Origin of the sequence: Pantoea sp. UBA5923 (assembly GCF_002431095.1) — a bacterium.
GTDB lineage: Bacteria > Pseudomonadota > Gammaproteobacteria > Enterobacterales > Enterobacteriaceae > Pantoea > Pantoea piersonii.
Map to the genome: position 1 here is coordinate 1 of NZ_DJDN01000075.1, position 10879 is coordinate 10879.

Here is a 10879-nt window from a genome sequence, read left to right on the forward strand (position 1 = left end):
CATCAGTGCTCGGATGTGACGAGTGATCGGTCCAGCTCGACTGGCGGGCATTTTGCCAGTCGTAGTCATCCATATGACCAGAACCGGATCCCAGCGACGTCCAGCCGCGCGCGTTCAACGTAAGAAAAGAGAAAGCATCCCAGGAGATATCGCCTTTGAGAATAGCGACGTTCCTGATTTTCCAGTCAAGCTGGCTGACTTTACGCGCATTACTGGCGTCGTACACCAGCTCCTTAGATTTTCCGCCCAGCATGCCTACAGATGTAGAAACGCTGAGACTGTCCGAAGAGAAGTTTGGCGTGAATGGAGAAGATGCGGCAAACGCGGTTCCAGAAAGCGCGGCCATCATCATTACCGCAACGGTGCTCTTTTTCATTTAATATCCTGAGTGAAAATGTCGTTATCCTTGAATAGCGCGCACAGAATAAAAGGCAGGATTTTGTCAGGCAAGCGTAAGTTTTTCGATAAAAAAGAGGCTGCATAAGTTAAACAAAATTTATTAATGGTCGGCTGACGACTGACGATAATCTCTCACTGGTCAGCGTAAAAAAATGAATAGATTTTAGCCATGCGCCTGACGAATTTATTACCGTCCTTCCCTTTACTGCCCTCCTTTTTGGCTCGTTTAGCCCGCAATTAACGTGATATCACGGCATAAAAGCAAAGAAATTCGCTTTTGCGAGCGGACAGCCGTTTATTTGACTTAAGTCCCTGCCGAACAATAAATGCGCTAAAACCACCTTCCCCGACAGAACCTGAAATATTTTCAAGGCAGTCACTAAGCCAAATTTTAACGGCGGGGAATATCAGTGCAGATGTGACTGACGCATAAAATTGCTATGTTAATGCCCCCTTCTGATAAAAGAGACATTAGCATGGTTTCAAAAGAGAATGCCGAACACTATTTATGGGGTTCCCTGTGTGATGGCTGGACGTTGCTTAAGCGACAGGATCTCAGCATTATTCATGAGCGTATGCCACCTAAAACGCAGGAAATACGCCACTATCACGAGCAGAGCAGACAGTTCTTTTTTGTTCTAAGCGGAACGCTGCGAATGGAACTTGAAGGGGAAGTTCATTCGCTCAGCGCGCATGAGGGGCTGGAAATCCCGCCGCAGGCGAAACATCAGGCACGCAATGAAAGCGACAGCGACGTCGAATTTCTGGTGATCTCCCACCCCACCACGCGCGGCGATCGCACCGACCTTCTCTGAATATCTTGCAGGCGTCCGCCGACGCGTAGCGGAAAATAATGTTTATTGCTATGTTAAATGGAATTTACATTCCATTTAACAGGACGTAGCTATGCCGTTAACCGCGCAGGATATCCAGCAACAGCAATCTGAAAGCCGCTTATCTCATTTTGATTTCCAGCTCGCCTGGCAGCTCGGACAGAGCCTCCAGCAGCGCGCCAGCGCAGAAAACTGGCCCGTCGCGATTGAAGTTTACGCCTTCGGTCAAACGCTTTTTCTCGCTGCCTTGCCCGGTTCCAGCCCGGATAACCTTGCCTGGATGACGCGCAAGCGCAACACCGTCCTGCGTTTTGGTCACGCCTCAATGTTAGTCGGCCTGAACAACCAGCAGAACGGCAAACCTATGGAGCAGCAGAACTGGATAGCGCAGAGCGACTATACCGATCACGGCGGCTCCTTCCCGTTAATCAATATGTCCGGCGTTGTGTTTGGCGCGGTCAGCGTCAGCGGACTGCCCTCAGAAGAGGATCACCTGCTCGCGCTGTGGGGTATCCAGCAGATCCAGCGTCACCTGAGCGAAGCTGGATAAAGGAGAGAGGATGAAGGGACACGGCTTACCTGCGTTGAGCGCGCTGCTTTTTGCGCTGCTGACCAGCGTCGCCAGCGCCGCGTCGGATAAGGCACTGTTAATCCGCGGCGGCTATGTGATGCCGATGACGTCCAACGGCGACGATCTGCCGCAGGGCGATATCCTTATCCGCAATAACAGTATCGTCGCCGTCGGCGAGCACCTCTCGGCGCCAGATGCTGAGGTCATTGAGGCAAAGGGCAGCTTTGTTCTGCCCGGTTTTGTCGATGCCCACTCTCATCTCTGGGTGACCACCATGCGCGGTCAGTTTCGCAACGGCGAGGGGAAATTTTTCCCGGTCAGCAACGCGCTGGGTAAAGCGATGCAGCCAGAGGATACCTATACCGCGATTTACACCGGCGCGCTGGAGCTATTAAATGGCGGCATCACCACCAGCGGCGACTTTTTCGATAACATTCACGGCCCGGCATGGGGCGATGCAGGCTTTAACGCGCTCAGGGACGCAGGCATTCGCGCCATCCTCTTTTACGGCGGCCCGGATAAAACAACGCGCTTTCCCATCGACACAGAGCACGCCGCCACGCTGGCCGCTCGCCAGGATCCACGCGTGAAAGTGGGGCTTGCGTGGCGTCTGCCGCGTGAGCTAAAGGATGAACAGAACTGGGCGGTGCGCGATCGCGAATACCAGTGGGCCAGAGATCATCATCTGCCTCTACAGGTACACATCAGCGGCGAGCCGGATGCCATGTTTAATGCGCTGATAGCGCGGCGCTACCTCGCTCCCTTTGTTACGCTGATACACGCCAACGATGCCCGCCCAGCGCAGCTTCAGGCGCTGGAAAGAGCCGGTGCGTCGCTGGCCGTTACGCCCTTAAGCGAGGAGCATGTTGGTTACGGCCTGACCAGGCTCGATCATTTCACCCCGGTCACGCGCGTCGGGCTTGGCATTGACGGTAATAGCCTGGCGGGCAGCGGCGATATGTTTGCGAATCTGCGCCTGGCGGCGCTGACGATGAGCGGCGCAGCCGCTGACGAAGCCCTGCCTAAACCACACCAGCTACTAAGAATGGCGACGCTCGGCGGCGCTGAAGCGCTCGGTCTGGATAAAGAAACGGGATCGCTGAAGGTGGGTAAACGCGCCGATATTCAAATCATCACGCCCGATACGCTGAACATGAGCGGCTTTGGCGGTGGCGATCCGGCAGCCCTGCTGCTCTATTCAGCGCAGCCGCAAAATGTAACCACGGTAATCGTCGATGGCCGCGTGATAAAGCAGAACGGGAAGCTGAACGGCGTCAGCCTCGCCGAAGTGCTGGCCAGCGCCCAGCGTTCGGCGGAAAGAATAAAGCAGCGCGCGGCTGAAAAATGATTTATTGATCTGCGCCGTTTTGGCATTTCCCCGCTGTATGCCCCTTTTTTGATCCAGAACAATCCACGTCGGGACGCCTTCTGTCAATTTGTGTCAACGGTTAGTACAACCGCACAATTAACGGAGGCAGGCTTATGACAGGTAAAATGGGTTTGACGGTGGGTTTAGTGGTCTGGCTGTTCTATGTGGCGTGGATGGCGAGCTACTATTTTGGCACTTTCTCCCTGTTCGCTCACTGACTTTGCAAGACCTGCGGGTCTGACAGAGTTGTGATCCTGACGATAAATATCCTTCCTGTAAAATAAAAACGCGCCGCAAGCGAAAGCGCTGCGACGCGTTTTTTATCAGGAAATTAAGCAGCTTTAACGGCGCGCACTTTCTTTGCCTGCGCGGTTTCGCCTTCAACGCTCTCATCAGCATTCTCTGCCGCGCGAACCTTTTTCGTCGCGTCCGCAGAATCAGCGGCGTCTGGCAGCTTGCTGGTGCGCAGAATATGCTGAATCGCATCTTTCTGCTCGGCGAGCAGCAGGCCGAGGGTTTCTGCCTGAGACTCATCCATATCGGGTTGCTGCTGCGCTAACCAGTCGGTAAAGGCCTCCGCCATATCGAGCATCTTATCGTAGGCATCCGCCTCTTTTTTGCTGGCAAACGTCATTTTCTCTTCACCCTTCTTGACGACTACGTATTTAATTTCGACAGCCATTTTTGCCTCTCCGATACTGTTAATATATACAGTATATCTCTCCTGTGGCGAGATTGCATCCTTTTTTAAACCGCGTCGCCGTACTGAATGGATGAATATTTTTCTTTATGAAATCAAATCATTAAGAAACTCTGCCAGCGCTTTACGCGGGTCATCCTCTTCCGACACGATCATCTCGATCCCCCATTGTCCCAGCACTTCGCGCGCCACAGGATTGTTGCGGTTAGTAAAGAGATAGGATTTGGGACGCGCGGTAGCCAGCCCTGTTCTGCTCCACATTTTGGTCAGACGGTAGAACAACAGTCGAATATTAAAATCGCTGATGCTGTAGCCGACAAACAGGACCGAATTTCCCATCACGTCGTGCGTCAGTTTGATATCAAGCGGCGAGTCGAAGTAGAGGCGTTCAAAGTAGCTGCTTTCATCCAGCACGATAGAGGTATCGTCATCAAAATCGCCGTGAAGCTTGATGATATGCCGCTTGTCCTCAGTCAGCGCCACCAGATCGGCGGCGTTCGCGACTTTGCTGTAGGGCACGCCATGCGCCTCGTGCGCCGCTTCCAGCCAGCGATCGTAGTTGGTGGTGTAGATGCGGCTGAAGTTGCCCTGCGTAATCATCGTATGGATTTCCGACGATCGGACATCAATGTCCGGCCGGTGCCATTCACGATCCATCCAGCTGCGCAGCGGCCCCAGCGAGCCTTTTTTCTGTTTGTAGTATTCCGCCAGCGAAAGGTGCGTCCCGTATGTATTGAAGATTTTGGGATCGTAGCCCAGCTCGTTAGCCAGATGAGCAATAAGCTCATGCCACTCCGGCAGGCCAAGATTGCGTGATATTCCCGCGCCAGCGAACAGAATCAGTTTGCCGGAATCATAGGCGCGTTTCAGTTCAGGTTTCATGCCAGTCCTCGGGCGTTTTTTAAAAAGTCGGCGAAGCGATCGAGCGCCAGTTTACGCATGGAGATCTCATTTTTAAGCTCGCCCATTTCAGCAAAGGTCTGGTTATAGCCTTCCGGGATAAAAATACAGTCCCACTGAAACTCGCGCGGCCCGGCGGGTTTAGCTGCGATAGTGCCGCGTACTTCGCCATGAAACTGATACATTTTGCGTCCGTCGCAGTAGCCCAGCACAGTTTTCGCCGTCACCGCCTGGCTGTCCAGCCCCTGCACCAGCTTGGCAAAACGTTCAGCCTCCAGCCGGTTCCAGAAGATGCGCGTCAGACCGGCGGGCAAACCGTTCAGCCCGTCAAGATAGAGCCCGGTATGCTCGACAAAGAGCGGACGCCCGATAATGGAAAACGCCTTGGTCAGCTTGTCACGGACCAGTTCGAGTTCGTTTTCCGTCTGGATTTCTTCGATACGGCGCGCGATGGGCAGTACGTCGACGCCGACCGGTTCGAGGATTTTGCGTACCTCGGTCAGCTTAAGCTCATTGGCTGACAGAAAGCGGATTTTCATTGCAAGCCTATAGAATTATTATGATTTAGTCAGGATGCAGGGTGATTTTGCCCTGCTGGCTATCCTGTTTTTTGCTGCTTCACGTAAAAGACGTGGCTGATGGAGTAGAGTCTAGCTGACGCAAAGAAAGGACTAAAAGAATTAATCGCCTTGCACGCGCGTTCGTAAAGGTGGCGCAGGCCTTTATCGTCAGCCAGCAGGGAGAAGATGCCAGCCGCCCCCTCTTTTCGGGAACTCCGCTGGGATTATCACTGTAATCAATTCAAACTGAACCGTTACGGGTGGCGCGAGGCCAGCTTTCAGCCGCAGGTTATTTAATATATAAAACGCACTGGTTAAAAAGGCTGTCACCGATACTTACCAAAAGCGACCAGATAAAGCAGACCGATAGCAACGTTATTTCTGACAGTTATTCGCATTTATTCCTCGCAACAAACTCTTTTATCATAAAGCGCGTTTTAAATTAACAAGTTCAACCATACCGCCAAACAAAAACAACACGTCGCCACAGTAAATAGCGCTAAAGAGGGATTTCCATTGAGATTATATTTAAGCTTATCTGGATATAATTTCTTGAAACAGGCTTATGTCTTACTGTCTGATTTCAATTTAAGGTCTCTTTGATGAAAAAGCTATTACTCCTTCTTCCACTTCTGCTTACCGCCTGTAGCGCAAATCACCTGGATGCAAACGCGCAAAATGTCAGAGTAATGAATGGCGATCCCAAAGGGGACTGTACTTTCCTGGGCACAGTTACTGGCGATCAAGGTAATTTCCTTACCGGAGGATGGACATCGAATGCCAATCTGGAAACCGGCGCGTTAAACTCTCTGCGTAACCAGACAGCAAAACTGGGCGGCAATACCGTTTCATTAATTACTAACCGCGCGGGCACCAGCGGCTATTATGACGGTTCAGGCGGCGGTTCTCAGGAGACGAATGTCGTGATTACCGGCGGAGCATGGCGCTGTCATTAATTTTAGCAAGGCGTCCCGATGGAATCAGGATAGAGTAGAAGAAAGGAAAAATATGCCAAGGCGGAAAGATGTCCTACAGGTGTTTTATCACGCTTCTCTCACTCATCGCCCTGATATCAGGCCTGCTAGTTATGCCAGGAGTGCTGAAAACCGTACGCAGCAACCCTGAAATGGAACGCATGATTAAGGCACCCGACGCCACCTTTAGCCTGTTTAGCGCATGTAAAAAGCAGGTAACGGATGCTGAGCAGTGCTATAACGCCTATAGCGCAGCCGTTTACCTGGCTAATCTTGATGATTGCTCCCCTGCCGGCATTGAACTTAAGCGAAAATTTAAAGGGCTGGTGGAGCACGCGAAGGCGCGCGACATTGAGGATGAAATTAATAAACAGTGTCGGTTATCGCCTGCCTCCGGCCGAACGTTTAATCATTAGCCCGTCGGCTGGCAGGCAACGCGCTATTATTGCTGGTGTTTCCTGATAATTCCGCTTTTTATGAATTCCAGCTAAGCGGATAAAATATATCGACAGGCGTTCATTGTCTGGTAATAGATCAAGGCATTCTGTTGATATGGCTCAATGCAACACTCAGCACGCCATGTAAATTATGCCGCGCGTTAGCAACGTAGCGCCAGACTCTATGGTATGATGACTTTTTCCTTTTAATATTACCAGGACGCCATTTATGCTCAACGACGGTTCAGAAAATTCAACAGGAAAAAAGCCCTGCCTTTTCAGCCGTAACCGGTTGGGAATTAAAATGGGTATTCTCCTGATGGCTGTTTTCGGCATATTTTTTATCATGCAGCAGCGCCAGGTTGCCCAGGCTTTCGATACGGGAACCTGCGTGATAAACGCCAATGCGACTGGCATAGATATTTTCCTCAAACACATCCTTCATGTTATGTATCGTTTGATTTTCAAAGTCTGTGCGTAAAGGTCTAAATCAGAAGCGTTTATCACGCTCTGTTCGCAACGTTATGCCGTGATTATTAAGGTAACTGAAATTCACAACGGGTTCAGTCCCTGCCCCTTTTTCGACCTGAGCCGTTGCGTCTTGCCTGTTCCTGCTGCGTTTCCTGCAGCAGGTGACTTAACAGAAATCGGCTCATCTGTTGTAAACAGAGTCAGTAAACAATTCCAGGCGGATTCACCTGCGACGATTCTATCGCCTCATTCTGCTCGCCCCAGCGCGTCAGCACCTGCTGATACTGACCGCCTTTAATGGTACCGTTCAACGCCGTCTGCAACGCCTCCGCCAGACCGTTGCCCTTTTTGGTTGTGACCGCCACCCAGGATCGCACCGGCCCATAGCCGACAATCTTCATATCGCCGCGTGAAGCGACCTTCCAGGCGGCCATCGACTGCGGCCCAAACAGCGCGTCGGCGCGTCCTGAGAGCAGCGTTAGCGTTGCCGCCGCCTCGTCAGCGAGATAAACCGGCGTCACCGGCTTTAATCCTTTTGCGCGGTTCTGCTCATCCCAGCCGAGCAAAATGCGCTCCTGATTCGTGCCAGAGCCGACAATAATCCGCAGCCCTGCGATATCCTCCGCTTTGTTAATGGCGCTGATGGCGCTATTTGCCTTTACCAGAAACGCGTGGCCGTCGGCGCGGTAGGTAGCGAAGTCAAACTTCTTCTTGCGCTCTTCCGTCACCGCGATATTAAACATCGCTATGTCATAGCGTCCGGCCGTTACGCCGAGCGGCCAGTCCTCCCACGAGGCGGGCACCAGACGCAGCTTCAGCCCAAGACTATCCGCCAGCAGCCGGGCAAAATCGGCGTCGCTGCCGATGCGCGTTTTATTGTCGCTCGCCAGCAGCCCAAGCGGCGGCGAGTTGTTGCTGGTGGTCGCCACGGTCAGATAGCCCGGCTCGATAAAATGGAAACCCTGCGGAATTTTGTTTATCGCCTCTGGGTTCATCGGCGCGTCAATCGGCGTCTCATTTTTCGTGGCGTCGAGCGGCTCCGCCAGCACAGGCTGGCCTGCGCCGAGCAGCAGCGCGGCGAATAAAAAACGTTTCATCTTGTTTGCCCTATAACACGCGCGCCAGGAAGCGGCGCGTGCGCTCATGGCGCGGATTATTCAGCACCTGCGTCGCGCTGCCCTGTTCGACGATTTTGCCATCCACCATAAACACGACGTTATCCGCCACTTCGCGCGCGAAGCCGATTTCATGCGTCACAATCACCAGCGTGGTGCCCGATTGCGCCAGCTTTTTAATCACGTCGAGCACTTCGCCCACCAGCTCTGGATCGAGCGCCGACGTGGGTTCGTCAAACAGCATGACGCGCGGGTTAAGCATCAGCGCCCGCGCAATAGCGATTCGCTGCTGCTGGCCGCCGGATAAATGACGCGGCCAGGCGTCGGCTTTATGGCGCAGCCCGACAATATCGAGCAGTTCGCCGGCGCGCGTAATGGCGTCGCGTTTCGAGAGCTGGCGATGCGCAATCGGCGCTTCAATAAGGTTTTGCAGCACCGTCAGATGCGGGAACAGATTGAAGTTCTGGAACACATAGCCGACGTTAACGCGCTGGCGCAAAATCGCTTTTTCCTTTAGCTCATAGAGTTTGTCGCCGCGCCGCTGGTAGCCGATATAGTCGCCGTCGATTTGGATAAATCCCTCATCGACGCGCTCCAGATGATTAAGCGTGCGCAGCAGCGTCGATTTGCCGGAGCCGGACGGGCCGACAATCACCGTTACTGAACCGGGATCCAGCTCAAGCGACACGTTGTCCAGCGCCTTATGACGGCCGTAGCTTTTGCTGACGCCGGTGATGCTGATAGCGCCGGTGGTATGCGCCTTACGATAATCAATGGCTTCGGACATGGCTTATCTCCTCATTTACGGCAACGGGGTTCAGGCGGCTGCGCCACTGGCGCCAGCGTGAAGGTTGCGCATCGCGGGTCACGCTGCGCGCCAGCCAGCGCTCGACGCTGTGCTGAATAGCAGACAGCACCGTAGTGATAATCAGATACCAGGCGGCGCCCACCATCAGCAGCGGAATCACCTCCTGGTTGCGGTTGTAGATCATCTGGATGGTGTAAAAAAGCTCCGGCATCGCCAGCACGTAAACCATCGCCGTACCTTTAGCGAGGCTGATGATCTCGTTAAACGCGGTGGGAATAATGGCGCGTAGCGCCTGCGGCAAAATAATGCGGAAGGTGCGGCGCGTTGCGGAGAGGCCGAGCGCCGAGGCGGCCTCTGTCTGGCCATGATCGACGCCGAGAAAACCGCCGCGAATAATCTCCGCGCTGTAGGCCGCCTGCACCAGCGTCAGGCCGATCACCGCCGCCGGAAACTGCCCCAGCACGTTAATAGTCTGGAAATGTCCCCAGGCCAGCGCGGTAAAAGGGATGCCGAACGACAGCGTGTCGTAGAGATAGGAAAAGTTATAGAGAATAATCAGCACCACAATCAGCGGCAACGAGCGGAACAGCCAGATGTAGCCCCAGGCCAGGCTGCTGAGCAGCCATGACGAAGAGAGCCGCGCCAGCGCCAGCACGCCGCCGAAAATCAGGCTGAACAGGGTGCCGAGCAGCGTCAGCAGCAGCGTCTGCCCCAGACCATGCAGGATCACCGGGTCGAAGAACCAGCGGCCGAATACGCCCCACTCCCAGCGAGGGTTAAGCGCTACCGACTCGGTTACGCCAGCCAGAATAAACAGGGCGACAAGCGCCCCCAGGGTGCGGGCCGGATAACGCGCCGGCACCACTTTTAACTGTTGATGATCGCCGTTCATTTTGGCTCCTTAACTCGCCTGGGCGACGCCGTTGACGTCGATAACTTTGGTAAAACGCAGACGGCCGTCGTAGGGCGGTTGCCCGTAGCGCTCCAGATCGCCGCTGGGGTCAAACTGAGGCTGGTAGCCGTGTGCGCGATAGAGACGCACCGCTTCCGGCTGACGAAAGCCGGTGGTGAGATAGAGACGCCGGTAGCCCGCGCGCAGCGCGCGCCGCTCCAGCTCCTGTACCACTTGCAGCGCCAGCCCCTGACGGCGCAGATCGCCGCGCGTCCAGATGCGTTTGAGTTCAGCCGTCTCTGCGTCAAAGGGCTTATAGGCGCCCATGGCGATAATCTCGCCGTTGCGCTCCAGCACAATAAACAGGCCATGCGGCGGCAGATACCACTCGGTTTTTTCCACTTCCTGACTACTGCGGAAAAAGTCGCCGTAGCGCGAGGCGTAAAAGGCGAAAAGTCCGCTTAAAATTGGCTGTAACTCAGGCGCTTCCGGCGACACATCGCGAAAAGTTAGCTGGCTCATATTTCACCTCTCAGTCGCCCAGCCCAGGCGGATTGATTTCTGAACGGTCGATCTTCTCCACACCCTCGCCCCAGCGGTTCAGCACCTTGAGATAGTCGCCGTTCTGGATCACGCCGTTAAGCGCGGTGCTGATCGGCTCGGCCAGGCCGCTGCCTTTTTTCACCGTAACGGCAATATGCGCCACCTTCGGCCAGCCGCCGTCGAAACTGCCTACCAGACGCGTTTTGCCGGTCAGCGCCGCCTTCCATGCGCCGATAACGTTTGGTCCGAAATAAGCGTCAGCGCGGCCCGACTGCAGCGCCAGCGTCTGAGAGGGTTTTTCTTTGGT

Annotated in this window: 14 protein-coding genes and 1 pseudogene; 6 read left to right on the forward strand and 9 right to left on the reverse strand. The window is 54.2% G+C overall.

Annotated elements, in window-relative coordinates:
• Window positions 1-376, reverse strand: a 376-nt coding sequence (locus tag B3797_RS17055) for an omptin family outer membrane protease (protein WP_311791690.1), incomplete at its 3' end; no start/stop codon positions are given.
• 499 nt (window positions 377-875) lie between these two features.
• Here B3797_RS17055 and B3797_RS17060 point away from each other — a divergent pair.
• From B3797_RS17060 to B3797_RS17070, 3 genes are all read left to right on the forward strand, one after another.
• Window positions 876-1214: a cupin domain-containing protein gene (locus tag B3797_RS17060; protein ID WP_311783605.1), complete on the forward strand. Its 339-nt coding sequence runs from the start codon at window positions 876-878 to the stop codon at window positions 1212-1214.
• Window positions 1215-1305: 91 nt separating this feature from the next.
• Window positions 1306-1782 carry a heme-degrading domain-containing protein gene (locus tag B3797_RS17065; RefSeq protein ID WP_311783604.1) on the forward strand — a complete coding sequence of 159 codons (477 nt, stop codon included), beginning with the start codon at window positions 1306-1308 and terminating at the stop codon, window positions 1780-1782.
• Window positions 1783-1792: 10 nt separating this feature from the next.
• Entirely contained in the window at window positions 1793-3151 is a 1359-nt protein-coding gene (locus B3797_RS17070; protein ID WP_311791691.1) for an amidohydrolase family protein, read from the forward strand.
• A 352-nt stretch (window positions 3152-3503) separates the two neighbouring features.
• Here the strand turns inward: B3797_RS17070 and B3797_RS17075 are convergent, their stop codons facing one another.
• From B3797_RS17075 to B3797_RS17085, 3 genes are all read right to left on the reverse strand, one after another.
• Window positions 3504-3854, reverse strand: a complete 351-nt coding sequence (locus B3797_RS17075; protein WP_311783602.1) for a YebG family protein — start codon at window positions 3852-3854, stop codon at window positions 3504-3506.
• 105 nt (window positions 3855-3959) lie between these two features.
• Window positions 3960-4754, reverse strand: coding sequence for an SIR2 family protein (locus B3797_RS17080; RefSeq protein ID WP_120456434.1), 795 nt, complete (start codon window positions 4752-4754; stop codon window positions 3960-3962).
• Window positions 4751-5311 (reverse strand): non-canonical purine NTP pyrophosphatase, encoded by a 561-nt coding sequence (locus B3797_RS17085; RefSeq protein WP_311783601.1) that lies wholly within the window; start codon window positions 5309-5311, stop codon window positions 4751-4753. The genes B3797_RS17080 and B3797_RS17085 overlap by 4 nt, the downstream gene beginning before the upstream one ends.
• Window positions 5312-5934: 623 nt before the next feature.
• Here B3797_RS17085 and B3797_RS17090 point away from each other — a divergent pair.
• The 3 genes from B3797_RS17090 (at window position 5935) to B3797_RS17100 (ending at window position 7224) form a co-directional block, all read left to right on the forward strand.
• Entirely contained in the window at window positions 5935-6288 is a 354-nt protein-coding gene (locus B3797_RS17090) for a DUF4156 domain-containing protein (RefSeq protein WP_311791692.1), read from the forward strand.
• Between the two features lie 131 nt (window positions 6289-6419).
• The gene (locus B3797_RS17095) at window positions 6420-6722 is read left to right on the forward strand and encodes a hypothetical protein (protein WP_311791693.1); all 303 of its coding nucleotides are present in this window, start codon (window positions 6420-6422) and stop codon (window positions 6720-6722) included.
• A 250-nt stretch (window positions 6723-6972) separates the two neighbouring features.
• Window positions 6973-7224: a hypothetical protein gene (locus B3797_RS17100; RefSeq protein ID WP_311783598.1), complete on the forward strand. Its 252-nt coding sequence runs from the start codon at window positions 6973-6975 to the stop codon at window positions 7222-7224.
• A 190-nt stretch (window positions 7225-7414) separates the two neighbouring features.
• On the opposite strand, the gene B3797_RS17105 is transcribed toward B3797_RS17100, so the two are convergent.
• The 5 genes and pseudogenes from B3797_RS17105 to B3797_RS17125 form a co-directional block, all read right to left on the reverse strand.
• Window positions 7415-8311: an ABC transporter substrate-binding protein gene (locus tag B3797_RS17105; RefSeq protein ID WP_311791694.1), complete on the reverse strand. Its 897-nt coding sequence runs from the start codon at window positions 8309-8311 to the stop codon at window positions 7415-7417.
• Window positions 8312-8321: 10 nt separating this feature from the next.
• Complete coding sequence (locus B3797_RS17110) at window positions 8322-9116, reverse strand: amino acid ABC transporter ATP-binding protein (RefSeq protein WP_311783596.1); 795 nt, start codon at window positions 9114-9116, stop codon at window positions 8322-8324.
• Window positions 9100-10029, reverse strand: a complete 930-nt coding sequence (locus B3797_RS17115) for an amino acid ABC transporter permease (RefSeq protein ID WP_311783595.1) — start codon at window positions 10027-10029, stop codon at window positions 9100-9102. The genes B3797_RS17110 and B3797_RS17115 overlap by 17 nt, the downstream gene beginning before the upstream one ends.
• A 9-nt stretch (window positions 10030-10038) precedes the next feature.
• Window positions 10039-10551: a GNAT family N-acetyltransferase gene (locus B3797_RS17120; protein WP_311783594.1), complete on the reverse strand. Its 513-nt coding sequence runs from the start codon at window positions 10549-10551 to the stop codon at window positions 10039-10041.
• Window positions 10552-10561: 10 nt separating this feature from the next.
• Window positions 10562-10879 (reverse strand): annotated as a pseudogene (locus tag B3797_RS17125) (transporter substrate-binding domain-containing protein); the annotation flags it as partial.